This is a genomic window from Mesorhizobium sp. M0159 (assembly GCF_040322295.1).
GTDB lineage: Bacteria > Pseudomonadota > Alphaproteobacteria > Rhizobiales > Rhizobiaceae > Mesorhizobium.
Genome location: NZ_JAMYTF010000045.1, coordinates 13,563 through 38,460, shown reverse-complemented (window position 1 = coordinate 38,460; position 24,898 = coordinate 13,563). Strand labels below are relative to the sequence as shown.

At 61.8% G+C, this 24,898-nt stretch carries 26 protein-coding genes and 1 tRNA gene; 16 read left to right on the top strand and 11 right to left on the bottom strand.

Annotated elements, in window-relative coordinates; all coding sequences use genetic code 11:
* From rsmI to NKJ32_RS28735, 4 genes are all read left to right on the top strand, one after another.
* Positions 1-610, top strand: a 610-nt coding sequence (gene rsmI, locus NKJ32_RS28750) for a 16S rRNA (cytidine(1402)-2'-O)-methyltransferase (protein WP_352829597.1), incomplete at its 5' end; no start/stop codon positions are given.
* Positions 603-980 (top strand): YraN family protein, encoded by a 378-nt coding sequence (locus NKJ32_RS28745; RefSeq protein WP_352570191.1) that lies wholly within the window; start codon positions 603-605, stop codon positions 978-980. The genes rsmI and NKJ32_RS28745, both read left to right, overlap by 8 nt.
* Positions 981-1,184: 204 nt before the next feature.
* On the top strand, positions 1,185-2,141 hold the full coding sequence (locus NKJ32_RS28740) for a complex I NDUFA9 subunit family protein (protein ID WP_352755905.1): 957 nt from the start codon (positions 1,185-1,187) through the stop codon (positions 2,139-2,141).
* Positions 2,142-2,224: 83 nt separating this feature from the next.
* Positions 2,225-2,461, top strand: coding sequence for a metallothionein (locus NKJ32_RS28735; protein WP_502899038.1), 237 nt, complete (start codon positions 2,225-2,227; stop codon positions 2,459-2,461).
* 281 nt (positions 2,462-2,742) lie between these two features.
* Here the strand turns inward: NKJ32_RS28735 and NKJ32_RS28730 are convergent, their stop codons facing one another.
* The 3 genes from NKJ32_RS28730 to NKJ32_RS28720 all read right to left on the bottom strand — a co-directional run bounded on the left by NKJ32_RS28730 (position 2,743) and on the right by NKJ32_RS28720 (position 4,917).
* A complete protein-coding gene (locus tag NKJ32_RS28730; RefSeq protein WP_352829594.1) occupies positions 2,743-3,444 on the bottom strand; it encodes a hypothetical protein in 702 nt (233 codons plus the stop codon).
* On the bottom strand, positions 3,378-4,016 hold the full coding sequence (locus NKJ32_RS28725; protein ID WP_352755898.1) for an NAD(P)-binding domain-containing protein: 639 nt from the start codon (positions 4,014-4,016) through the stop codon (positions 3,378-3,380). Before NKJ32_RS28725 ends, NKJ32_RS28730 begins: the two co-directional genes overlap by 67 nt.
* Positions 4,017-4,110: 94 nt before the next feature.
* Entirely contained in the window at positions 4,111-4,917 is an 807-nt protein-coding gene (locus NKJ32_RS28720) for an undecaprenyl-diphosphate phosphatase (protein ID WP_352473563.1), read from the bottom strand.
* Positions 4,918-5,079: 162 nt separating this feature from the next.
* On the opposite strand from NKJ32_RS28720, the gene NKJ32_RS28715 reads away from it, so the two are divergent.
* The 9 genes from NKJ32_RS28715 (at position 5,080) to NKJ32_RS28675 (ending at position 13,777) form a co-directional block, all read left to right on the top strand.
* Positions 5,080-5,772: a glutathione S-transferase family protein gene (locus NKJ32_RS28715; protein WP_023678968.1), complete on the top strand. Its 693-nt coding sequence runs from the start codon at positions 5,080-5,082 to the stop codon at positions 5,770-5,772.
* Complete coding sequence (gene queG, locus NKJ32_RS28710; RefSeq protein WP_023678967.1) at positions 5,753-6,913, top strand: tRNA epoxyqueuosine(34) reductase QueG; 1,161 nt, start codon at positions 5,753-5,755, stop codon at positions 6,911-6,913. Before NKJ32_RS28715 ends, queG begins: the two co-directional genes overlap by 20 nt.
* Positions 6,910-7,818, top strand: coding sequence for an SDR family oxidoreductase (locus tag NKJ32_RS28705; RefSeq protein WP_352570185.1), 909 nt, complete (start codon positions 6,910-6,912; stop codon positions 7,816-7,818). Before queG ends, NKJ32_RS28705 begins: the two co-directional genes overlap by 4 nt.
* Before the next feature lie 56 nt (positions 7,819-7,874).
* On the top strand, positions 7,875-8,966 hold the full coding sequence (gene mepA / locus NKJ32_RS28700; RefSeq protein WP_031212369.1) for a penicillin-insensitive murein endopeptidase: 1,092 nt from the start codon (positions 7,875-7,877) through the stop codon (positions 8,964-8,966).
* A gap of 121 nt (positions 8,967-9,087) precedes the next feature.
* Positions 9,088-10,113, top strand: a complete 1,026-nt coding sequence (locus NKJ32_RS28695) for a glucokinase (RefSeq protein ID WP_352570181.1) — start codon at positions 9,088-9,090, stop codon at positions 10,111-10,113.
* A 119-nt stretch (positions 10,114-10,232) separates the two neighbouring features.
* On the top strand, positions 10,233-12,092 hold the full coding sequence (locus tag NKJ32_RS28690; protein ID WP_352755896.1) for an ABC transporter ATP-binding protein: 1,860 nt from the start codon (positions 10,233-10,235) through the stop codon (positions 12,090-12,092).
* On the top strand, positions 12,089-12,922 hold the full coding sequence (dapB, locus tag NKJ32_RS28685) for a 4-hydroxy-tetrahydrodipicolinate reductase (RefSeq protein ID WP_352829591.1): 834 nt from the start codon (positions 12,089-12,091) through the stop codon (positions 12,920-12,922). The genes NKJ32_RS28690 and dapB overlap by 4 nt, the downstream gene beginning before the upstream one ends.
* Positions 12,923-12,998: 76 nt before the next feature.
* Positions 12,999-13,619: a 2,3-bisphosphoglycerate-dependent phosphoglycerate mutase gene (locus tag NKJ32_RS28680; RefSeq protein ID WP_023678961.1), complete on the top strand. Its 621-nt coding sequence runs from the start codon at positions 12,999-13,001 to the stop codon at positions 13,617-13,619.
* Positions 13,620-13,692: 73 nt separating this feature from the next.
* Positions 13,693-13,777 (top strand) — tRNA-Leu (locus NKJ32_RS28675).
* A gap of 130 nt (positions 13,778-13,907) precedes the next feature.
* On the opposite strand, the gene NKJ32_RS28670 is transcribed toward NKJ32_RS28675, so the two are convergent.
* The 7 genes from NKJ32_RS28670 to NKJ32_RS28640 form a co-directional block, all read right to left on the bottom strand.
* Positions 13,908-14,279, bottom strand: coding sequence for a DUF4087 domain-containing protein (locus tag NKJ32_RS28670; RefSeq protein ID WP_023678960.1), 372 nt, complete (start codon positions 14,277-14,279; stop codon positions 13,908-13,910).
* An 86-nt stretch (positions 14,280-14,365) separates the two neighbouring features.
* Positions 14,366-14,779, bottom strand: coding sequence for a hypothetical protein (locus NKJ32_RS28665; RefSeq protein WP_023678959.1), 414 nt, complete (start codon positions 14,777-14,779; stop codon positions 14,366-14,368).
* A gap of 204 nt (positions 14,780-14,983) precedes the next feature.
* Positions 14,984-15,391, bottom strand: a complete 408-nt coding sequence (locus NKJ32_RS28660) for a lysozyme inhibitor LprI family protein (protein ID WP_023678958.1) — start codon at positions 15,389-15,391, stop codon at positions 14,984-14,986.
* Positions 15,392-15,491: 100 nt separating this feature from the next.
* Positions 15,492-17,795: a lysozyme inhibitor LprI family protein gene (locus NKJ32_RS28655; RefSeq protein WP_352829588.1), complete on the bottom strand. Its 2,304-nt coding sequence runs from the start codon at positions 17,793-17,795 to the stop codon at positions 15,492-15,494.
* Between the two features lie 38 nt (positions 17,796-17,833).
* The gene (locus NKJ32_RS28650) at positions 17,834-18,829 is read right to left on the bottom strand and encodes a PDZ domain-containing protein (protein ID WP_156937405.1); all 996 of its coding nucleotides are present in this window, start codon (positions 18,827-18,829) and stop codon (positions 17,834-17,836) included.
* Between the two features lie 113 nt (positions 18,830-18,942).
* On the bottom strand, positions 18,943-19,383 hold the full coding sequence (locus tag NKJ32_RS28645; RefSeq protein WP_352697391.1) for a hypothetical protein: 441 nt from the start codon (positions 19,381-19,383) through the stop codon (positions 18,943-18,945).
* A 35-nt stretch (positions 19,384-19,418) separates the two neighbouring features.
* Positions 19,419-19,808 carry a hypothetical protein gene (locus tag NKJ32_RS28640; protein ID WP_352575394.1) on the bottom strand — a complete coding sequence of 130 codons (390 nt, stop codon included), beginning with the start codon at positions 19,806-19,808 and terminating at the stop codon, positions 19,419-19,421.
* Between the two features lie 903 nt (positions 19,809-20,711).
* Here NKJ32_RS28640 and NKJ32_RS28635 point away from each other — a divergent pair.
* From NKJ32_RS28635 to NKJ32_RS28625, 3 genes are all read left to right on the top strand, one after another.
* A complete protein-coding gene (locus tag NKJ32_RS28635; RefSeq protein WP_502897742.1) occupies positions 20,712-21,683 on the top strand; it encodes an ABC transporter substrate-binding protein in 972 nt (323 codons plus the stop codon).
* Positions 21,680-22,372, top strand: a complete 693-nt coding sequence (locus tag NKJ32_RS28630; protein WP_352697393.1) for a L,D-transpeptidase — start codon at positions 21,680-21,682, stop codon at positions 22,370-22,372. Before NKJ32_RS28635 ends, NKJ32_RS28630 begins: the two co-directional genes overlap by 4 nt.
* A 136-nt stretch (positions 22,373-22,508) precedes the next feature.
* Entirely contained in the window at positions 22,509-22,727 is a 219-nt protein-coding gene (locus tag NKJ32_RS28625) for a hypothetical protein (RefSeq protein WP_031212349.1), read from the top strand.
* 122 nt (positions 22,728-22,849) lie between these two features.
* Here NKJ32_RS28625 and NKJ32_RS28620 read toward each other — a convergent pair whose 3' ends face one another.
* Positions 22,850-24,892 carry a transcriptional regulator gene (locus NKJ32_RS28620; RefSeq protein ID WP_352755893.1) on the bottom strand — a complete coding sequence of 681 codons (2,043 nt, stop codon included), beginning with the start codon at positions 24,890-24,892 and terminating at the stop codon, positions 22,850-22,852.
* Positions 24,893-24,898: the final 6 nt, after the last annotated feature.

The window sequence follows — 24,898 nt, the reverse complement described above, 5'->3', positions numbered from 1 at the left end:
GATCTTGGATGCCGGCACGCCGCTCATCTCCGACCCCGGCTACCGGCTGGTCGGTGAGGCGCTGGAACGCGGCATTCGTGTCGTGCCGATCCCCGGCCCATCAGCAGCACTTGCCGCTTTGACGGCATCCGGCCTGCCCTCGGACGCGTTTCTGTTTGCCGGCTTCCTGCCGGTGAAGACCGGGCAGCGGCTGACGCGGCTGGAAGCGCTGAAGGCGGTGCCGGCAACGTTGATCTTCTTCGAATCGCCGCGCCGGCTGGCCGAGACGCTCAGTGCCATGGTCGAGGTGCTGGGCGGTGCCCGCAAGGCGGCCATCGGCCGCGAGCTGACCAAGACCTTCGAGGAGATGCGGACCGGCACCCTGCAGTCGCTCGCCAGCCATTACGCCGCAGCTGATACGCCGAAAGGCGAAATCGTCATCTGCGTCGGCCTGGCGGATGTTGTCGCTGATGAGCCTGAAGACATCGACCGGCTGCTGCTTTCGCTCGCCGCCGAGATGCCGGCCTCCAAGGCAGCGGCGGAAGCCGCCAAGATGACGGGTGGCCAGAAGCAGACGCTCTATCGTCGGCTGCTCGACCTCAAGAATGCCGGAAGAGACGGCGATGGCTGAACGGCCGAGCGCCAGCCGGCAAAAGGCCTACCGGCGCGGCCATCACGGCGAATGGCTGGCGGCGGCGGCGCTGATGCTGAAAGGCTACCGAATTCTTGCCCGCCGCCACCGCACCAGGTTCGGCGAGATCGACCTGATCGCGCGGCGTGGCGATCTGGTGCTGATCGTCGAGGTCAAGGCGCGCCGCACGCTGATGGAGGCAATGGAAGCCGTCGGTCGCGAATCGGAGCACCGCATCGAAGGCGCCGCCGATTTCTGGCTGTCGCGCCAATCCGACTACGGAAAATTATCGGTGCGCTTCGACATGATGGCGGTGCTGCCGTGGCGCTGGCCGGTGCATGTCGAGAACGTTTTCTACGGGCGGAACTAGGCTATTCCCGAAGTGGGGCCGTTTTGCTGCGCCTGCGGTTCAGATCATGGTTTGCCGATCTGTCAAGCATCCGCCCAGCGCTGACTGGAACAAAACCGTTCCTGCGTTGTTCCCCAATCGTCCTGATGTTCGACGGGCTGGTTCAAATGCCGGCCAGGGCAGTCCTCGTGGTAGCTATGCGAGGACAAAGGGATGGCGAGGTAAATGGATCCCGACGATCTCAACCCGGAACGGATCGTCACCGTGTTCGGCGGAACTGGCTTTCTCGGGCGCAGGATCGTGAAGCGGCTCCTGGAAAGAGGTTTCACGGTGCGCGCCGCATCTCGCCATCCGGCTCGCGTGGCCTTGGTCTTTTCCTCGATTACAAGGATGCCCGAAGCAGTCGAGGCGGATATATTGGATGCGTCCTCGATCGGGTCGGCCATTACCGGATCACAGGCGGTCGTGAATGCCGTCAGTCTTTACGTCGAGCAGGGCGTCCAGACCTTTGAACGCGTGCATGTGAAAGCCGCGGCCGATCTCGCTGCCGCGTCGCGCGACCGCGCGATCGACCAGTTCGTCCAGATTTCAGGGATCGGCTCCGATCCTCAATCGGATTCGAATTACATAAGGGCGCGTGGGCGCGGAGAAGGTGCCGTGGAAAGCGCATTTCCCGGCGCTTTCATTGTGCGTCCCGCCGTCATGACGGGACCTGACGACGCTTTCCTCACGACCATTGTGAGGATGATACGCCTCCTGCCGGTCTATCCGCTGTTCGGCGATGGTGGCACACGGCTTCAGCCGGTCTATGTGGCAGACGTCGCAGAAGCAGTGAGCCGGCTGATCGACGGGCGAACCCAGGGTTCATCCATATTCGAATTCGGTGGCCCGCGCATCTATACCTATAAGGAACTGCTTCGGGAGATCGCCCGACAGCTCGATACGCACGTCAAGCTGATGCCGGTGCCGTTTGCGGTATGGAACGCCTTGGCTGGCGTCGCGGAACTCCTCCCGGCTGCCCCCATAACGCGCAACCAGATCGATCTTATGCGTCAGGACAATGTGGCAGCAATCGACGCGCCTGGCCTGAAGGAACTCGATATCGAGCCGCGGGATATCGACGAGGTGATCCGTGCGATCGAACAGCGCCGTGGCCTAGGCTCGCGCTCGTCTCCGCCTTAGGACGGCCCCCTGATCCTGGCGGGAACCTATCGCCGCGCGACAGGTTGGTCGAGCTTGAAGCCCGTGAAAGAAGGAAAAGAACTATGGCCAGATGCGATCAATGCGGGAATGACTACGATAAGGCTTTCAACGTGACGATGGCCGACGAGACCTACACATTCGACAGCTTCGAATGCGCGGTCCAGAAACTTGCTCCGATATGTCCGCATTGCGGATGCCGGATCATCGGACATGGCGTCGAACAGGATGACATCATCTACTGCTGCGCACATTGCGCCGCGGAGGAAGGTGCGAACGCGCTGACCGATCGCGCGCCTTGACGCACCTCCTTTGGCGTCTCCAGGTCGACCATTCCGAACGACTGCGCCGGCTCGTCCCATATGGCCAGTGCTGTCAGCACGTCGACGACCAGCCAAGGTCAAGGCCGCCGCACGCTGATGGAGGCAATGGATGCAGTCGGCCGCGAATCGGGGCGCCGTATCGAAGGTGCCCGCGATTTCTGGCTGTCGCACCAATGGACTACGGAAAATTGTCGGTGCGCTTCGACAAAAGGCAGCGTGCGTCGTCTTGATCGCGCCAGAGCTGTCATGTTCTTGCACGTTCAAGAACCCGCGTTCGACGGCTCGTTTAGACGCCGTTCCGTGGCAAGTCGGCTCCCGCTTGGACAAGTCGCTCCACGACGGCGGCCGCCTCCTCTGGAATGGCCGGTATGGTGCCCGACTTCCGCGTCGATCCGAAATCGAGGCCGGCGAAAAAGAGACCTGGAACAGCGCCGACGCCATCCTCGTGGACGGGCTGGCCGGCTGCATCGAGCGCGCCGGGAAGCCGAACCCATGAAATGGCCGGTGAAGCCGGTGCACCAGATCACTGATCTGATGCCGCTCGCCGTCCAGTCGAGGGAGCGGATCGGAGGATCGGGCAAGCGCGGTTCAATCGTCTCGGCTGGATCATCCTCGGCCAGTGGCGCATCGAGGCCGGCGCGCTCGATGTACTCGTCAACCAGGCGCTTGGCATTCGCGGAGACTTCGTCGGCAAATCGCATATGGTCGTCGAGCTCGTCGCCGAAGACGAGGCTGCCATTCTCCACTCCCCTGAAGCGGCCGAGCAGCACCACGCCTTGCGCACTCAGCGATTGCAAACTGATCGTGTGCGTCGCGCCGACCAGCGCGCGGGCCTGCAGCTTGCCGGAGGGGAGGACGAGTTCCTTGCGCGGAACGTCGAGAAAACCGGACAGCGTCAGCCATTTAAGTATGTTGCCCCCGCGGTAGCGCCGCACCCAACGGCCGTTGCGGCTGGTCGCCAAAAGACCACACGTCCTGCCAACGCCAGATCCTCGGCGATCTGGCCGCCCGACTGGCCGCTGCCGACCACCAGCACCGCGCCACTCTCGAACTCGGCCGGGTTGCGATAAGCCGAGGAATCGACTTGGCCAATTGCGGTTGGCAAATCCGCCGACCCTGCTGGCCGGACCTGCCGATTCTGGTCGCCGGTGGCGATCACCACGTTGCGCGCCAGAAATGCCCCGTCCGTCGTGGTGATGCGAAAGATCCCGTCGTCTCTCGTCAGCTCTTGCACCGGAGTTTGGGTGCTTACCGGCAGGCGGTGCCGCTCGGCATAGCCTTCGAGATACGCGACAAATTCGTGGTGGCTTATCGCGCCCCACGGCTCGGGCCCCTCGTAGGAATCACCGGGTAAGATGGAGCGAATGGTCGGCGAATTCAGTCGAAACGAGTTCCACCGCTGCGTTCGCCACGTCTCGCCGATCCGGCCTCGATCGAGCACGCGGTGGTCGCGGTCCTGCCGTTTCAAGAAGTAACTGACGCCGAGTCCCGCCGGACCGGCGCCAATAACGAGGGCGTCAAGAACTTCGCTCATGCATTCCCCCTGCCAACCATACGTCCACAAGATCGTATGGCTCGGCTTCGGGCAAGAATAGAGTTCCGGCTGGGATTGCGCTATCCGCGCCGGCTCACCCCCAGATTGCCAGCCCCGCCAGCCCGACGATGCCGACGACCAGCCGCCACCAGCCGAACAGCGCATAGCCGTGGCGCGAGACGTAGTCGAGCAGGAAGCGCACGACGATCAATGCCGTGACGAAGGCGGCGACGAAACCGACGGCGATGATGGGCAGGTCGGCGCTGCTCAGCACATTGCGGTTCTTGAACAGGTCGAAGGCGAAGGCGCCGACCATCGTCGGTATGGCGAGGAAGAATGAGAATTCCGCCGCCGCCCGTTTGTCGACCCCGAGCAGCAGCGCGCCGACGATGGTCGAACCCGAGCGCGACGTGCCGGGGATTAGCGACAAGCACTGAAACAGCCCGATCTGCAGATAAAGCCTGGTCGGAAACCGCTCGACATCGTGGTAATACGGCTTCGGCTTCATGCGATCGACCAGCAGCAGGATGACACCGCCGATGATCAGCATGATGCAGATCAGCCGCGGCGATTCGAACAGCACCGTCTTGATGAAGTCATGCGCCAGTGCGCCGATAATGGCCGCCGGCAGGAATGCGATGAGAATGCCAAGGACGAAATGCCGCGTCAGCCGATCGTAGGGCAACTCGAGCAGCATCTTCCAGAGACGGCGGAAATAGACGCTGAGGATCGCCAATATGGCGCCGAGCTGGATCAGGATCTCGAAGGCCTTGCCGGTCGAATGAAAGCCGAGGAAATGGCCGGCAAGCAGGATATGACCGGTTGAAGACACCGGAATAAACTCGGTCAGGCCCTCGAGCATGCCGAGCAGCAGCGCTTCGACGACGGTCTGGCTTTCCATGGCAACCTCGGCGTTGGAGTGAGGGCTTGAGAAAAGGGCTTGCTTGTCACGGCGCGGAACTCCCCCTATAGGTCGCAGCACCCTGACAGCCCGCTGAATCGGGCGGCCAAGACTTACCGGCGCAGCCGGCCATTTGCCAGTGCGCTTTATTATCGCGGGACCATGCTGACGCTTTTCCACCATCCGATGTTCGCCAGCTGCCGCTTCGTCCGCCTCGCCTTTGGCGAGTATGGCGAGGAACTGGCGCTGATCGAAGAGAAGCCGTGGACGCGGCGCAAGGAGTTCCTGGCGCTGAACCCGGCCGGCACGCTGCCGATCCTGCTCGCCGAAGGCGACGTGCCGATCGTCGGCGCAGTGGTCATTGCCGAATATCTCGACGAGACGCGCGGCGTACTCAAGCGCGACAAGCGGCTATTCGCCGAGGATCCGATGGAGCGCGCCGAAATCCGCCGGCTGACCGACTGGTACCTCAACAAGGCGGAAAGCGAGGTTACCCGGCATCTGGTTCGCGAGCGCGTTCTGAAGCCGGTCATGCCGGAAACGGCAGGCGGCGGCTCGCCCGATTCGGCGGCGATCCGCGCCGCCCGCGCCAATATCCGCCAGCACATGAAATACACCAACTGGCTGGCCGGCACCCGTCACTGGCTGGCCGGCAACAAGGTCACCTATGCCGATCTCGCGGCGGCGGCAGCACTGTCGGTGCTCGATTATCTCGGCGAGATCGACTGGCGCGAACACAGCGCCGCGCGCGAATGGTATACAAGGGTGAAATCACGGCCTTCGTTCCGGCCGCTTCTGTCCGACCGGGTGCGCGGCCTGTCGCCGGTGTCACATTATGCGGACCTCGATTTCTGATACGGCAAAGCTGCGCGCGCTGATCGACCGCGAGGCGCGGAACGCCGGCTTCGACGCCGTTGCCGTCACCACGCCCGATGCGATTCCGCAGGCGCCGGAACGGCTGGCCGAATTCGTTGCCGACGGTTTTCACGGCTCGATGGGCTGGATTGCCGAAACGCTCGAGCGGCGAGGCAAACCGACGACGCTTTGGCCAGAGGTCCGCTCGATCATCGTGCTGGCGATGAATTACGGCCCCGACCACGACCCACGCGACATCCTGGCAAAGCGCGACCGCGGCGCGATCTCGGCCTATGCGCAGAACCGCGACTATCATGACGTGATGAAAGGCCGGCTGAAGGAGATCGCCGGCAAGATCGTGGCACGCGCCGGCGGGGACGTGAAAGTGTTTGTCGACACCGCGCCGGTGATGGAAAAGCCGCTGGCCGAGGCGGCCGGCCTCGGCTGGCAAGGCAAGCACACCAACCTGGTCAGCCGAACGCATGGCTCCTGGCTGTTCCTCGGCACCATCTTCACGACGGCCGAACTGGTGCCGGACGCGCCTGAGGACGACCATTGCGGCTCCTGCCGGGCCTGCCTCGACGTTTGCCCGACGGATGCCTTTCCGGCGCCTTACCGGCTCGATGCGCGGCGCTGCATTTCATACCTCACCATCGAGAACAAAGGACCGATCCCGCATGAGTTCCGGGAAAAGATCGGCAATCGTATCTATGGCTGCGACGACTGCCTGGCCGCCTGCCCGTGGAACAAGTTCGCCCAAGCCGCTTCGGAGGCAAAGCTTGCCGCCCGCGCGGACTTGCGCGAACCGCCGATCGCCGAGCTGCTGCGCCTCGACGACGCTGCCTTCCGCGTGCTTTTTTCGGGCTCGCCGGTCAAGCGTATCGGCCGCGCCCGTTTTATCCGCAACGTGCTGATAGCGGCCGGCAATTCCCAGGACTTGTCGCTGGCCGGCGCCGTTCGCGCGCTGCTCGACGACGCCTCGCCCCTGGTTCGCGGACCTGCGGTATGGGCGCTGTCGCGGCTGGTGCCGGGTCGGGAATTTGCCGAACGTGCCGCAGCCGCTTTGCAAGCAGAAGATGACGAGGCGGTGAGAGGCGAATGGCTTCTGGCCCTGCCAAAGCCGATCGAGGCGCATACATGACAAAAAAGCAGATTTTCATCTTCGGCGCCGGTTATTCGGGCAAGGCCTTCGCCCGCGCCAACAGGGATGCCGACACAGCGATCTTCGGTACAACACGGTTGCTGGAAAAATTCGCGGCGCTGCGGCAAGCCGGTATCGTGCCGCTGCGTTTCGATGGCACGCTGACCTCCGAAATCGGCGATGCGCTTGGGAAGACAACCCATCTCGTCGTCTCGGTCGCGCCGGACGAGGCCGGCGACCCGGTGCTGGGCGCGGCACGCGAGGAGATCGCGGCCAACATGCCGGAGCTCGAATGGATCGCCTATCTCTCCACCGTCGGCGTCTATGGCGACCATGGCGGCAATTGGGTGGACGAGGCCGCCGAATGCCGGCCAGTATCGAAGCGATCAGCGATGAGGGTTGCCGCCGAGCAGGATTGGCTGAAACTGGGCCACGACGTCGGCCGGCCGGCGGCGATCCTGCGGCTTTCCGGCATTTATGGGCCAGGCCGCAACGCCTTGGTCAATCTGGAAAACGGCACCGCCCGGCGGTTGGTCAAGCCTGGCCAGGTGTTCAACCGCATCCATTGCGACGACATTGCCGGCGCGCTCTGGCATCTGGCCGAAGGCAATCGCGGCGGCATCTTCAACGTCACCGACGACCTGCCGGCGCCGCCGCAGGACGTCGTCGCCTATGCCGCCCAATTGATGGGCATCGAGCCGCCGCCCGAAATTCCGTTCGAGACCGCCCAACTTTCGCCCATGGCGCGGTCCTTCTACGGCGAGAACAAGCGTGTCGCCAACGCGGCGATCAAGGCGGCCGGCTATGGGTTTCGCTTCCCCGACTATCGCTCGGCGCTCGATGCCATGTGGGCGAGCGGCGACTGGCGCGACGGCGAGGCGCGCAGCCCGATGAAACGGTCATGATCGATACGCTGCGCGGGGCGTGGTATGATGCGGTTCAAATCGCGGAGGGGTCCAGCTTGGGAAAGACGTTAAAGCGAGCCTTGCCGGGCAAAACACTGCTGCTGACGGCAGCTCTGGCCGTCGCCGGCCTGACGCTTGCAGCGCAGACGGCGAGCGCCGAGCAACGGGCAAAAGACCTGTTTGGCGCCAAAGAGCTGCCGGCAATCGCAACAGCGCAATCGATCGGCTTTTATTCCAAAGGCTGTTTTTCCGGCGGCGTCGCCCTGCCCATGGACGGCCGGCACTGGGAGGTGATGCGACCGTCGCGCAATCGCCGCTGGGGCCATCCGGCAATGATCGCGCTGATCGAGAAACTGTCGCGCGACGCCGCTGCCGACGGCTGGCCGGGCCTGTTGATCGGCGACATTTCGCAGCCGCGCGGCGGGCCGATGCTGACCGGCCATGCCTCGCACCAGATCGGCCTCGACGCCGACATCTGGCTGACGCCGATGCCCGACCGCAAGCTCTCGGCCGAAGAGCGCGAAAACATCAGCGCTACCTTGATGGTCGATGAAAAAACCCATCTGGTGAAGGACGGCCTGTGGACGCCGATGCACACGCGGCTGTTGAAGCGCGCCGCGAGCTATCCCGAAGTCGAGCGCATCCTGGTCAATCCAGGGATCAAGAAGAAGCTCTGCGACACGGTCAAAGGCGACCGCAGCTGGTTGCGCAAGGTCAGGCCGTTCTGGGGCCACGACTACCACTTCCACATTCGCATCGGCTGCCAGGCTGGATCACCCGACTGCAAGGCGCAGGAAGCGACGGCGCCGGGCGATGGCTGCGACCAGGCGCTGGCCTGGTGGTTCACCGAGGGGCCGTGGCGCCCCAACAAGAACCCGGACAAGCCGAAGGCACGCGACGTGATGACGATGGCGAACCTGCCCAGGCAATGCCAGTTCGTGCTCGACGCGCCGGCTCCGGCCACGGCCGAAGCAGTCACCTACTATGGCGACGGCGTACCGATCGCGGCAGAACCCGCTCTCGCGGCAGAACCTTCGCCGCCGCCGACGGTCGCAGCCGGCGCGGCAGCGCTTCCGGCCTCGGCGAACGCCTTTGTGGCGACCCCCGAGATCGGCATTCCGCTGCCGCGGCCACGACCGGGGCACTGATGCGGGCAGCGTGTTTGCTGTCTGCATCCGTGCATCTCCACTTCGAAAACCGATTTCCCTTTTTGCGGTCATGCGCTAGTCAACGAGAGAACGGCGATACGCGTCGGGAACGGACGAGAGCATGCCAGGCGTAAGCGACGACGACACTCTGTTGCGATTTCCGATCCTGATCGGTGACATAGGCGGCACCAATGCGCGCTTCTCGATTGTGCTCGACGCGAATTCCGAGGCCGGCGAGCCGACGATCGTCCAGACCGCCAACTTCAATACGATAGACGAGGCGATCCAGGCGGCCGTGCTCGACCGCTCGTCGGTCCGGCCGAATTCAGCTGTGCTGGCGGTAGCAGGCCCTGTCGAGAGCGACGAGATCCCGCTTACCAATTGCCCATGGATCGTCAAGCCGAGACAGATGTTCGCCAGTCTCGGTCTCAGCGACGTCGTGGTGCTCAACGACTTCGAGGCACAGGCGCTGGCTGTCGTCGCGCTCGGCGAAGAGCATATGGAAAAGATCGGCGGCGACGAGCCGGAACCGAATTCCGGGCGGGTGGTGCTCGGCCCGGGAACCGGGCTCGGCGTCGCCGGACTGGTCTATGCGCTGCATCACTGGATACCGGTGCCCGGCGAGGGCGGCCATATGGATATCGGGCCGCGCTCGCCGCGCGATTTCCAGGTGTTTCCGCATATCGAGAAGCTCGAGGGCCGCATCTCCGGCGAACAGATCCTGTCCGGGCGCGGCCTGGTCAATGCCTACCGGGCGGTAGCCAAGGCGGACGGCAAGCCGTCGCCCTTCACCACGCCGGCCGAGGTCACCGCCGCGGCGCTGGCAAAGAACGATCCGGTGGCCGAAGAGGCGCTGTCGATCTTCGTCACCTGCCTGGGACGCACCGCCGGCGACCTCGCTCTGGTGTTCATGAGCCGCGGCGGTGTTTTCCTCACCGGCGGCATCGCGCAAAAAATCCTGCCGGCGCTGCGCATCGGCAATTTCCGCGCCGCCTTCGAGGACAAGGCGCCGCACAGCGCCCTGATGCGCAGCATGCCGGTCTATGTCATCACCCATCCGCTGGCGGCGCTTTTAGGGCTGGCCGCCTATGCCAGAAATCCGTCGGTGTTCGGCGTGCAGACGGCGGGGCGGCGCTGGCGGGTCTAGAATACAAGCTGCGCCGCGACGAAGTTTCGCCGTCCTCGGCCATAGGCAAGCCGCCATTGGAGCGTTAAGAGGTTGCCGAATTGCAGCCCGGCCGGACCGAAACCACAAAGCGCTCCAACTTGACACTTCCAGCACCAACTAAAGGGAAAGTCCGTCCCAGCGAGATCGTGGCGGTGATTCGCCGCATCGTCGCCGAGAACAGCCGCGATTATCGCTGGTACTATGCTCTTGCCGTGCTTTGCCTGGTGACGATCGCGGCGACAACCGCCTTCACAGCCTGGATCATGAAGGATGTCATCGATCAGATCTTCTACCAACAGCGCGGCGATCTTATCGCGCTGATCAGCGTGTCGATCCTGGCCGCCTTCATGCTGCGCGGGCTGGCCAGCTACGGCCAGGCAGTGACGCTGGCCAAAATCGGCAACAATCTGGTGGCGCGCTATCAACGCCGCATCTTCGACCACCTGATGAAGCTCGGCGTCAGCTTCTTCAACGACACCCGCTCGGGCCGGCTCGCCGCGCAGATCAACGAGAACGTCAACGGCATCCGCGATCTCCTGTCGATGACGCTGACATCGCTGGCGCGCGATGCCGTATCGCTTGTCGCGCTGGTTGGCGTCATGATCTGGCAGGACCCGATGCTCTCGGCGATGTCGCTGCTGGTCGGGCCGCCCTTGATCTACAGTGTCACCTATCTGATGCGCCGGGTGCGTCGCATCACCCGTGAATCGGTGCAGATCAACTCGCGGCTGATCGGCGCGATGCAGGAAGCGACGCAAGGCATCGCTATCGTCAAGGCCTTCACCCTGGAAGACGAGCTGTCGCGCCGCATCGGCGGCCTCGTCGCGGGCGCCGAGCAGCGGGCAAACAAGATCGCCCGCGTCTCGGAACGGCTGACGCCGATCTCCGAAATGCTGGCCGGCTTCGCCGTCGCCGGTGTCATCGCCTATTCCGGCTACCGGGCGACCGTCGGCGGCCAGCCGCCGGGCGCGGTGTTTGCCTTCATCACCGCCCTGCTGCTTGCCTATGACCCCGCTAGGCGGCTGGCGCGTATGCAGGTCGGCATGGAAAAGTCGCTGGTCAATGCGCGCATGATCTACGAGCTTCTCGACCTCGAGCCGCAGCAGGGTGACGTGCCGGGAGCCGCCGAGGCGAAATTCACCTCTGGCGAAGTGCGCTTCAACAACGTGTCCTTCCGCTATGTCGAAGAGGCGCCGGTCCTGCAGGATTTGAGCTTTGTCGCCGCCGCCGGCAAGGTGACCGCCATCGTCGGCGCCTCGGGCGCCGGCAAGACGACGCTGGTTGCGCTGCTGCAGCGCTTCCACGACGTCGAGTCGGGCAGCATCGAAATCGACGGCCAGGACATTTCAAAGGTCACCAAGCATTCGCTGCGCGGCTCGATCGCCTATGTTTCACAGCAGCCTTATCTGTTCGAAGGCACCATCCGCGACAACATCCGCTACGGCAGGCTGAGCGCCACGGACGCCGAGATTGAACGCGCCGCGCAACAGGCCGCGGCCGACGATTTCATCCGCCAGCAGCCGCAAGGCTACGACACGCCGGTCGGCGAGAACGGCGTGACGCTGTCGGGCGGCCAGCGCCAGCGTGTATCGATTGCACGCGCTATCGTTCGGCAGGCGCCGATCCTGCTGCTCGATGAAGCCACCTCGGCGCTCGACAACGAGGCCGAGGCCCGCGTCCAGGAAGCGCTGACCCATGTCATGGAAGGGCGCACCACCATTGTCATCGCGCACCGGCTGTCGACGGTGGTCAATGCCGACCATATCATCGTGCTGGAGCAGGGCCGGCTGGTCGAACAAGGCACGCATGCCTCGTTGATGGCTGACCCGCACAGCGTCTATGCCCGGTTCCACCGGGTGCAAGGCAGGAAGGGGCTGGGGCTTGTCGATGACGGCGAGCCAATCCAGAGTGCGGCGGAAAATGGTCGCGCGAAAATGGCGGCCGGGAGACATTCATGAGTGACACGCCGACCGTTAGTGAAATGGGCCTGGTGGTGGTGGGCGCGGCCGGCCGCATGGGCCAGGCGCTGATCCGCGCCATCCACACGATACCGGGCGCCCGCGTCGCCGGCGCGATCGAGCGGGCCGGTTCGCCCCATATCGGCAAGGACGCCGGCGAGCTGGCCGGCGTCGGCAGGCTCGAGGTGGCGATCGGCGACGATCCGCTGCCGGCCTTCGCCAAGGCCGACGGCGTGCTCGATTTCACTACGCCGGCGGCGACCGTCGAATTCGCCGGCTACGCGGCGCAGGCGCGCATCGCCCATATCATCGGCACCACCGGCTGCTCGGCCGAAGACAATACCGGGATCGCGGCGGCGGCACGGCACGCGACGATCGTCAAGTCAGGCAATATGAGCCTCGGCGTCAATCTGCTGGCGGTGCTGGTGGAACAGGCGGCGCGCGCGCTCGATGCCGACGATTTCGACATCGAGATCCTGGAAATGCACCACCGGCACAAGGTCGATGCGCCATCGGGCACGGCGCTGCTGCTCGGCGAAGCCGCCGCTGCCGGGCGTGGTGTAGCACTTGCCGGCAACGATGTTCGCGTGCGCGACGGCCATATCGGCGTGCGCAAGGCAGGCTCGATCGGTTTCGCCAGCTTGCGCGGCGGCTCGGTGGTCGGCGACCACAGTGTGGTGCTGGCCGGTACCGGCGAGCGCATCACGCTTGCCCATCATGCCGAGGACCGGGCGATCTTTGCCCGTGGCGCGGTCAAGGCAGCCCTGTGGGCGCGCGGCCGCAAGCCGGGCCTCTATTCGATGCGGGACGTGCTCGGCCTGACAAGCTGATCCACAGACTTGGCTGATCCACAGACTTGGCTGATCCACAAGATTTGGCTGATTCACAAAATTTGAAGGAGCAAATATGTCGAGAACTCTCGTGCTCGTGCGCCATGGCCAGAGCGAATGGAACCTGAAGAACCTATTTACCGGCTGGCGCGACGTCGACCTGACCGAACTGGGCCATGCCGAAGCCAAGGCGGCCGGCGCCAAGCTCAGGGCGCGCGGCATGAAGTTCGACATCGCCTTCACGTCGTCGCTGATCCGGGCGCAGAAGACCTGCCAGCATATTCTCGACGCCGTTGGCCAGAGCGATCTCGAGACCGTTCGCGACCAGGCGCTGAACGAGCGCGACTATGGCGATCTCTCCGGCCTCAACAAGGATGATGCGCGCAAGAAATGGGGCGAGGAGCAGGTGCATATATGGCGCCGCTCCTATGACGTGCCGCCGCCCGGCGGTGAAAGCCTGAAGGACACCGGCGCGCGCGTCTGGCCCTATTACCTGCACGATCTGCAACCGCATGTGCTGCGCGGCGGCACCGTGCTGGTGGCGGCGCACGGCAATTCGCTGCGCGCGCTGATCATGGCGCTGGACGGCAAATCGGGCGAGGAGATCGTCAAGCTCGAGCTCGGCACCGGTGTACCGATCATCTACACGCTCAACGCCGATTCCACGGTGGCGTCGAAAGAAGTGCTGGAGCATTGAGCCGGAGAAGGAACGCGGCTTTCAAAAAAGCGCGTTGACACTCATCCCTCGCCCGCTTAATGAGCGCGCACCAGCCCAGATGGCGGAATTGGTAGACGCGCACGGTTCAGGTCCGTGTTCCGCAAGGAGTGGAGGTTCGAGTCCTCTTCTGGGCACCAAATTCCCGTTTCGAACCGATTGATGCGGTTTCAGAGACCCAAGAAAAAGCCCGGTTTGCCGGGCTTTTTCTTGATCCAATGCTCTAGGCTGCCCTACCGTCAGCCATGGCATCCACAAGATATCTAATAACTATCCGTCCGGGTTAGGCAGCAATCTGTCGTTGCGACAGCGCAGCAGCGGAAGGATTTGGCCCGAGATCACTCTGGTGATCTTCTGTTGCTTGGCGTTGGTTACGACGTTCATGCACGCACATCCGTAGCCGTGACCCGAACCAGGCACATTGGTCTCGACGAATTGCCGCTCGTCAAAGGCCGGCACATTGTCGATGCCTTTGGGATCCGGTCGTCCCTGCATCTGGATCCACCAATCCCCGTCACTGTCGGTCAGGACGAGGTTGCCGGGTGTCGGGCTGGAGTACCAACCACAACGGCGCTCGGCATGGGCGGTCGCAGGCAAGGACATGATGACCAGGCCGAAACAGATAGCGAACAGCGGGCGCATGAGAATCTTTGTCTCCCTGAAGTAAGCAGGTCATGCCGCGAGTAATGTACGTTGGCGCCGGTGGCGAGGCGCATGATTTGTAAGCCTTATGGCTTCAACTTCGTGTCCACATGTTCTTCGATCAATCCGCAATGAAGCGTCACAGTCTTCCTTTGGGCATCGCCTAGTGGACCGTCGATGAAGTCGCAGCTGAGCAGATTGTCCGGACTGCTCTTGCGCGCCGACGCAACGTTGACGTTGACCTCGGGGGGGCCGGCAAGCCAATCGAGACGCTTCGTGTCGACCTTTGTGCCGCTGATGTGAGCGTGGCCCGCTGTACCCGGTATCTCCACCTCTTCGTCCTGCGGCGTGAGATCGATCTGGCCGATTTCGTTTACACGCTTCTCGGCGCTCCTCTTCGGGTCGCCGTAATAGGAGGCGAAGACAACGATCCGCTCCTTTTCAGCCGCGAGCTTGGCGGCTGCCTTTTTGGAAAGCGTGACGTTGATGTCGAAGCTCATGTCAGTCTGGGCTGTTGCCGGCACGACACATGCCAACAGTACAGATGCCGCAATTGTCAATGCGAGCGACGATCCATAGCGTTTCATAATCCACCTCCCTCAAGTCCCTCACGCAATGATGATGCCCCTCGCATCCTTTCATGTCTGGCGGCGACATCACGCTCGCCGCCGACATCATCGTGATCAGATCAGCTGTGGCACGTGTCAGTTCGCGGCCGGAACAGGGCAGCTCATGTCGCCTTCCTGGCATTTCAGATAGCCTTCGAAACCTTTGACACGGGATTGCGTCAGGCCGTCCATGCACTGCGCGATGAGCATTGGCATCATGCTTCCTCCGGCCGCGCCTGCGGTCTGGAAACTGCACTCCGCGTCGCGAAACTTGCCCCAATCCCGCTGTGCCTGAACAAGAAGCTTCTTGGTATCCGCATCGTCCTTCAGGCGGGCTTCGATCTGCTTGTAAAGCTCATTGAGCTTCTTGTCGGATTTTTGGAACTCGGCACCGAAGCACTGGTTCATGGTGGCCTGATCCTTGGCATCGGCGCACTTGTCCTTGGCAAGGGCGAATGTCGGCGCAGCCAGAACCACGGCAGCAGTCAGTATCGCGATTTTCATCGATTTCCCTTTCCGGTTGCAGTCAAGCTCTTAAGTTGCTCAGCCCCGCCCTATGTTCTCGTCAGCTGTCCGTTATTGCCACGATCGGCCCATGGCCTGATTATCTGGTTTTCATTGGATCAGCTTTGCCACCTTCGGCGACCGTGACGTTGCCGACCTTTCCTGAGCCGGTCAGCGTGCCGCCCTCCTTGACCATGACTTCGCCGGAGACCTCTCCGTCAACGACAAGCAGTCCCGAGACGGAAACGTCACCGGTCAAAGAGCCGGTCACGTGCAACTCCGCTCCCGCCGCCACTTCCGTCATGCCCGAATATTTGTTCTTGCCGCTCAGCGTCAGCTTGCCACCGGCGACCACGAGGCCGCCGCTGTCGCCGGCGTCATCATAGTTCGCGATGGTTCCATCAAATTGCCCGTCGGCTTCTGTCAGGATCAGTCTGCCCGCACCCAGATAGACCTCGCCTTTACCGCTAAGGGTGCGAATGGCCGTATCGTTCATGGAGTGCGCCACTCCCCAGGGCTTCAGGTAGTTTCCTTTCTGATCAATGTTGAGCACACCGTCGACCATGACGCGCGAGGAATGCTCGATGCTGCCCGGCCCGGCCAGAGTAAGATACCCATCGGCCGCGATATGGGTTGTGCCGGTGTAGGTATTGGCCCCGGTCATACGCACGTCCGCATCCTTCTCGATCGTGAAGTCGCCGGCGCCGGAGATGATGCCGGCCAGTCCGAGCCATCCTTTGCTTCCAGCATCGCTGGTCGCGCGATTCAGCTGCACTTGATCCTCGGCAGCCGCGTCTGTGGTAAAGTTAGCAGCGCTGACAAAATAGGGTGAATATGCGGTCGTCTTGTTCTCCAGATCATACATTACGGAATTTGACTGGAAGAAGGGTAGCCCGACAACAACTCCATTGCCCCCCTCCTCATCGCTTTGTCGATCCATAACGACATCGCTGTATTCCTTGTTGTTGAAACTATCTTCAAATCCCAAAATCTTAAAATCGACTACCGTATAATCATATTCATCAAGCTTAAATCCTTTCGAGCGAAGCTTATTAAAAAAGCCTTCTGTGGTGATACCGAGAAAGGTCGACGATCCAGTATCCAATAAAACAGGTCCACTGAAATCAACCGACTGCTTCTTTCCCTTATAGTCAAAAGAAATTGTATAATGGTAAGACCCTTCGTAGTGATTGGATGCGTTCGCGCCTGATCGCGGGAATCGTCTCTGGCGGAATTCATAATCCAGTTCGCCCCAGGGCATCAGGGCCGTAAACTGGGATCTCAGACTGGGGGACAAATTCAGCGTCAGGCAGGGAGCGCAGCCCCGTGTCGTCTTCTTTCCAAGATTTGCATTGGCCGAGACCACATAGCCGCTTTGTGTCTGACTGGCGGGAGCGGCGGCCTCGTCCCCCTCATCGAGAAAATCGCCGGCTCCAAAGACACCGTAAAACGTCGTCGAACCACCGGGTTCGCCATTCTGCATGCTCTTGCGCGCATTAAGATCCGCATAGACCGGCGTATCGCCGCGGTGGCCAACGGGCTTTTGCGTCAATTTCATATCCTTGAGATAGCCGAAACCCTTGGTGAAGACGTAATCCACCACCCGACCGGCGCCATAGCCACCGTCGAAGATTACGACAGGCTGCGAGGGATCATCCGGATCGTAATAGGACAGGCTGTCGAACCGGACCTGCTGTACCCAATCTCCATAGGTGCCGTCTCCATAGGCGTACATTTCGGGCTTGCTGCCGTGCACCGGCTCTACGCCAGGGACACTCGAATCGATCTCGGCGTTGAACTCATCCGACCCCGTGTCGAATTCGAACAGACGAGGCTTGGCACCATTGATGCCCAACGCAATCCCGAGATTGTGATAAACGACGTCAGCGCTTCCGTGGCCCCTAACATGTTGCAATGGAATAGTTATCGGGTCGGCAGCCTGGGCAAGGCCGGCCTGGCCGTTCTCATCGGCCACGGCAGGTACGGCATGTGATGTGTTCGCTGCCGGAACGGGGCAACTCGCATCGCCTTCCCTGCATTTCAGGTAACCCTCGAAATCTTTGACACGGGATTGCGTCAGGCTGTCCATGCACTCCGCGATGAGCATTGGCATCACGCTTCCTCCAGCCGCTCCCGCGGTCTGGAAACTGCACTCGGCGTCGCGAAATTTGACCCAATCCCGCTGTGCTTGAACGAGAAGCGTCCTGGTATCCGCGTCGTCGTTCAGGCGGGTTTCGATCTGCTGGTAAAGCTCGTTGAGCTTCTTGTCGGATTTCTTGGACGCGGCATCGGCGCACTCGTTCGGGCCGGCCTGATCCTTGGCGGCGTCGTTGCACTTGTCCTGGGCAAATGCGAAAGCCGGCATGGCCAGAACGATGGCAGCGGTCAGCATCGCGGTTTTCATCGATTGTCCTCGGTCTAGAACTGCCGGCATGGTCGCCGCTAGTTGGCATCGTCATCGTCCGATCCGTCAGCGTCGTTACTGTCATCCGACGCATCGTCATTACTGTCGGTGCTGTTTTCGTCTTCACCATCTGCCGACGGGTCGTCATCGTCATTCTGATCGCTGGAATCGTCCTGATCGTCGGAATCATTGTTGTCAGTGCTGTCATCCGACGCATCGTCATCCGTGCTATCGTCGTCGGTGTCGGTGCTGTTCTTGTCATCATCACCGTCCGTTGAGTTTTCATCGTCGTTCTGATCGCTCGAATCGTCCTGATCGGAACTGTTGTCGTCGGTACTGTCGGCCGGGCTATTGTCGTCAGTATCGGTGCTGGTATCGTCGTCGTCAGCATCGGGAGAAGACACATTTGCGTCCGGATTGGCGTCGCCAGGCTGCGAGTCGTCCTCGCGATAGCTCGTATCATTGAGGCCCGTCTCCATCTCGTCGTCATACTCATCGACGATCTGCGTCCACTCCTCTCGATTGTCGACGCTCGTCCATTGCGAAATATTGTCGACCGAGATGTTGGTGTTGAAGTTGTTGACGGTGATGTTGGTGTTGACCTCGACGACATCTGCGACTTCTGTCCCGCGGTTCACGCCAAACAGGAAACTGGTGGCACTCACGGCAAGGGCGGCCCAAACGAGTCTGTCGACATCAACCGGCGTCGAAATCGGTTGATGCCGCACTGTGGCAAGCACGTCACCCGGTCGGATACCTTGCCGCGCGGCAATGCCATGGGGTGCAACAGCCAGGACATACACCCCGCGAAGTTTTGGCGGGATCTGGTAGCGGTGCCGAGAGGCGTGATTGATCGGTATCAGAACCGCATCAAGAGCCCGGGAGACGTAGGGTTTCGGCAGATCATACTTGCTGGCATGCGCAATATTGATCGTTTGCGGGACGGTTACGCTTACGACGGCCGTCATTTTCACTGACGTTGCCAATGCACGGGCGAACTGCACGATCAGTCTGGATTTTCGAAGACTTTGCATTTTGCACATCCTGCAGCTGATGATTGGAGTCGATCTCAGAGCCCCGGCGCCCCGGAGCGCTCACCAATCATTCTCCCCCTGCACCAACGGTCAGCGGCAATTTCCAGCGATCATCACCGTCGTTCCGTAACTGTCTCGGCAAAACACTTTGCCAGGTCTTGCGGCGCTCCGAGCTTCTTCGCCCAGGATACCAGTTCAGGTTTTTCCGACGGCTCGGCATAGCCGCCCCACACGTCGCGAAACTGCTTCTTTCCGTCGACTGTCTGGAAGAACATCACGCCGTCGTCGCTCACCGGCGTGGAGACGTAGGCGGCGCTCCAGCTGCCGCTCTCCATGATCGAGAAGAACTTTGCCTGAGCGGGCTTGAACTTATTGGTCATCGCCGAGACGACGAGAGGGGCATATTCCTGCTTGCGCGCCTTCGTCACTTCGACCTTTATACCGTCACAGGCGTTATTCGCAGCGAAAGCGGACGTCAGCGCCATTCCCAGCCCCGTGAGGCCGACCATGACGATTTTGACACGTCGCCGGACCAGGCCGCTGAATTCAGACATGATTGGCTTCCTCCTTGTTCGCCCCCCCGAGTCCCTTAATCGGAATCGTCATCGTTCGATGAACTGTCATCGTCCGGTGTATCGACCTCGCAGCCGATGCCGCGGCAGCCTTGGTAGTTGCCTTGCGTATCGAAGTTGGGATTGCCTTCTCTGTCGTACTGCGGTCTGTCGTCGATACTTTGATCCCCGTCATCAGGATCGTCGACTTTACATCCGAGCCCATGGCAGCCGATGTAACGGCCCCTGGTATCGAAGTTGGGATTGCCGTTCCTGTCGAACTGCGGCCGGTCGTCTATCTTCCGGCTCCCTTTATGGGACCGATCAACCAGGCAGCCCTTTCCGCGACAACCATCGTAGTCGTCGGTGGTACAACCGACGATCGCCATCAAAGCAGTGGCCAAGGCCGCACAGATTACGAGTTTCATGATTCATTCCTCCGACTGGCTGGCGGCGGACATCGTCCATATCGGAAGGCCATTGCAGGCGGCGATCCCCGCTTTTGCCGCGAAGGCTGGCGCCAATCGGAGGAGGGCAAAGCTTCGCCGGCCATCAAACGAGAGCCAGGCTGTGGTCGATGCATTCGACGACTTAGCCGACGGTTGCCGTAATCTCTTACGTGGGAGGGAACGCTCCCAGCGGGGGCCGCCGCATTAGCGAGTGTCAATATTCCTCTCCATGCTTAGTGCCCCGTCCGCCCAAGCATGTTTCAACGATCCGCTGACGCGGCTGTGCTTCCAAGAAATGCATCCGAGTCAGCCTATGACAAGGACAAATCCCAATATCGCAGGATTGAATTTTGCAAATGCTTAATAATTCGGAATCAGCACGGGCTATCTTAGCAGATACTGAAATGTGATCAGTAGCAAGATTCCGGAATGCTTCCTTAGTTTTGTTCTCATTAAGCCGAGTTCGTACAAGTAATATTCTATGTTGTTGTGAATTTTGCGCCAACTCTACAAAAAATGCGCGACGATACCACATCTTATACGAATCGCCCTAATCGCGATCTATTGTGGTATTTTTTCGAACCCAGCCAACCGTTGCGAGGGCCGAAAGAAACGCGCCCCTTTGCCCGACTTTTCAACGCTGCGGCGTGCCAAATAGGGGCGCAGTGGGGGCGCCGCGGCCGCGTCGTGGGCATCTTCCCAGTCGGATTGTCATCGGGTAGCGTGCAGGGGCGGCACGTGAAGGCGCTCTCTTTGGCGAATGCACTGCTGCACCTTCAGCAGTTGCCCGTCAGAAGATGGGGCTGGTGTCACAACCAGGTGCTTGCCGCGACAGATTGTTCCCGTCGCGGTTCATTTCAGCACCGAAGCGAGGGGGAAGAGATGCACAACCGATTTCGGCAGTGCCTGCGGAAAGTGTCGCTGGCGGCATTGACGATGCTGGCGCTAAACATCCCGGTCCACGCGGCTGACCTCGTCATTGCAATGCCGAACTGGCCGTCGGGCCAGGCGACGGCAAATATCCTCAAGGTCAGCCTGAAGGAAAATTTCGGGCTCGATGCCGACGTGCGCGAGATGGGGACGCTTATTGCCTTTGCCGGTCTCAATTCTGGTGAGGTGGATATTCATCCCGAAATCTGGCTGCCCAATCTGGATAATCTGGTGAAGAAGTATGTGGACGGGGCCGGCACCGTGGCCATCAGCCCCATTGGAGTGCCGGCCTGGCAAGGCATTTGCGCGACGCGTGAAGCAGCCGACAAATTTGGAATTCACGATGTTTCGGATCTCAGCGATACGAAGAAAACGGCCGCGTTGGATACCGATGGCGACGGACGCGGCGAACTCTGGATCGGCGCTGAGGGTTGGTCCTCAACCGCTATCGAGCGCGTCCGCGCCAACAGCTATGGTTATGCCAAGACAATGACCTTGTTGGAGACGCCCGAGGATGCCGGAATGGCGGCTGTCGATGCCGCGGTCGCCACGGATCATCCGATGGTGTTTGCCTGCTACGCGCCGCACCACGTCTTTGAGTTGCACGACATTGTCCGGCTTACCGAGCCGCCCTTTGATCCGGCAAAGTGGAAGATCGTACTGCCGTCAGAGGACCCGCTCTGGGTCTCGAAGTCCAGCGCGCCGGTATCATGGGATACCGCACATTTCCATATCGCCTACGCCACCTCGCTGCGCAAAAAATATCCGAAGGTGGTGGCGTTCCTGGAACGGGTCGAGCTGAAGCCCGAGGAAATCACCAAGATGAGTTATGCGCTCCAGGTAGAGCGTCAGGATCCTTACGAATACGCCAAACAATGGGTTGCCGCACAAGGCGCACGGGTGCACGGGTGGGCAAATCCATGAGCGGAAATCCTATGTTCGCGGAACGCGGCACCGTCCGGCGGCGCTCCCTCACGGCAGTCGTCGCCGCGGCGTTCGGTCTTGTCGCGGTGGCGGCGCTGGCTGAGGGAACACAGGTTTTCGACCCGAAAAGCCACAAATGGGTGGACTACGATCGCACCAAGGCGCGCAAATACTACGCCGCGCATAATGAGGTGCCCGAGGCATTTCGTCCGCAGATGGTCAAATTCCGCACCGCGGAAGTGCCAGGCACGATCATTATCGATGGCAATCAGCACTTTCTCTATCTTGTGCAGCCGGGTCAGCGGGCCATGCGCTACGGCATCGGCGTGGGCCGGGAAGGGTTTGGATGGGCCGGCATCGTGCGCGTCGGCCGCATGGCGGAGTGGCCGACCTGGACACCTCCGGCCGAAATGGTCGCTCGCGATCCGAAGGCGGTGAAATACGCCGGAGGCATGGAGGGAGGGCCCGACAACCCGCTCGGCGCAAGGGCGCTCTATCTCTATGAGCGCGACCAGGACACGATCTACCGGATACACGGCACCCCGGAGCCTTGGACGATCGGGCTCGACGTGTCATCGGGGTGCATCCGTATGAGGAACGACGACATCGTCGATCTCGCATCCCGCGTCAAGGTTGGGGCCAAGGTCATCGTTCTCATGCAGGGGGCGGCACTTTACAAGGGTGTGTGAAGCGGCATTCGGAGAGGGACAAGCAATGTCGGGAAAAAATGCAGTGAGAACTTCGATCCGGGGGACAGCAATCGGATTCCTGGCTGGCGCCGTTAGCGCTTGTGTCAGCACGCCACCGCCGCCGCCTCAGGACCAGATGTCCAGGACGAAGGTCGAGACGGCCCCGGCGGACCTTCAACTGCTTTGCGCCAATGCGGTCGCCAAGGCGAGCGGTGTCGACAGCACGAAGATACTTCCGGTTTCATCGAGCAAGCTCGATTCCAAGACCTATCAGGTCGAACTCGATGCCAGTGGCAAGAAGACAAGCTGCCTCGTGGATACCGACGGCAACGTCAAATCGGTTGAGCCCGTCTGATCCGCTCTGGTCGACGAATTCGCAACCAACCTGACGATGCGCCCTGGCTGCAGACATGACGATGTTTGGGGCGGCCAGCCGCGATGAGCGGTTTGGAGAGCCTGGCAAACCGCGCGCCTGCCTCACCCCAGCCCGATCCGCTTGGCGCCTTGCCGGAACAGTGCCTCGGCGTCCGGCTCGAAGCGGAACGTGCCGATGAAATCGTCGGCGCAGTAGTTCGGCAGCATCTTGCGCAGCGCAGCGGCGAAACTTCGTGCCTCGTCCAGCCGCCCCGCCAGCGCAAGGCAATGCGCGGCAATCGCGAGGATGATGGCGTGGGCGTTGGGACGCGCGGCTGCTTTCAGCGCCCATTCGGCGGCTTCGTCGAACTGGCCGAGCCGGACATGCGACATCGCCCTGGCGCCCAACATACCGAACAGCAGCGGATCGAAGGGGCTCAGATGCCTGGAATGGTCGGATGAGCCGATCGCAGCCTGCGGGTCGCCGGACTGCGAATGGACGAAAGATAGCGCATAGTGGCCGAGCGCGAAATTCGGGCTGAGGTCTACGGCGCGTTCCAGCTCGATGAGGGAGCCGTCCTGCTCGCCGCGCAGCCACAGCGCCCGCCCCATGGCCCAGTGAGCGGCCGGATTGTGATCGTCGACGAGCAGGCTCTGGCCGGCTGCCTCGAAGGCCAGGGCGCTTTCGTGGTCGCGGTCGCCCCAGCGCTGGAAGGCATTTTGCCAATGGGTGAAGGAGAGGCCGGCATAGGCGCGGGCGAACGTCGGATCGAGCTTCAAGGCTATGTCGAAGAAATGCCGGGCCTGCTCGTTTTCCGCGCGGGTGAAGCGATACATGTGCCAGAGACCGCGGTGGTAGGCTTCCCAGGCGTTCAGCGAATTGGGCGCCTTCAACATGGCGCGGTTGCGCTCGCCCGTCTCGATCTCGGCCGAGATCGACGAGACGATGCTGTTGCCGATGTCGTCGAGCACGGCAAAGATGTCGTTCGGCTTGCGCTCGAACGTCTCGGCCCAGACGATCCTGGCCGTGCGCACTTCGACCAGCTCGACCGCGACGGTGACGCGGCCGGCCTGGCTGCGTACCGTGCCGGTGGCGACATAATCGACATTGAGCCGACGGCCGGCATCCTCCGGCCCAATGTTTTTTTCGGCGAGCGCAAACACCGAACCGCGCGCGATGACGAAGAAATCCCTGAGCTTGGCCAGGCGGGTGATGATATCGTGGGTCAGGCCATCGGCGATGCCTCCGCGTGGGCCGCCGTCAGCCGTCTCTTCGGCAAACGGCATCACCGCAAGCGAAGCCTTGTGCGATGCAGCAGTGTCGGAATTGGGAAGCACAATTGACGCGTGAGGGGCCGCGGGTACGAGTGACGGTCGCGCCCAGAGCGTAGCGGCAGGTCGTTCGTTGCGGATCGTGCGCCATGCCTCACGAACGGGTCCGAAATCCAGATCCTCCGAAGCAAACAGCTGCGCTGCGGAAGCGAGATGTTCCTCGCACGCGTCAAACTGGCCGCGCTGCGCCAGCCCTTTCAGAAGAGCCACATGCGCGCGCCCGTCGAACGGAGCGAGTTCCAGCCATTTGTCCAGATGCGAAGACATTCTGTCGGCATCCACCGGAAGCTTGTTGACGAGATGTTCCAGGATTGCGGCGTGCCAAGAGCCGAAGCGGCGGCGCTGAGCGATCAGCCAGCTGTTGAAATGCGGGCTGCGGTCGATCTCCAGCCCATCGAGAAAGTCGCCGGCGAACATTCCGGAAAGAGCCTGCAGCCGCTCTAGACCGAGCGTCTCAACGCCCTTGGCGGCGGCCGAGGCTATGTCGACAGCGTCGACGGAAGCACCTCTCAGATCAAGCGCGATCGTGTCGCCTGGTGTCTCGACCCTGCGATGATGCGGTTCATCGAGGATGCCTCTAAGCTTGCTCAGGCACCAGCGAAGCTCGCCGCGCGGGTCGTTCGGCACATCCCACAAAAGCTCGCAGAGGCGGCTGCGGCCGACCGGATGCGGCGCCAGCGCCAGATAGGCGAGCAGCGCACACAGCTTGCGCGATTTTGGGAGCTGGATGATGATGCCGTTGCGTGCGATCGTCAGCGGTCCGAGCAGACGCACGGAAAAGCCGGCCACCTCGCCGTGGAGGCTCGATCGGGCGGATTCCACGAGCGTTTCCACGCCTGC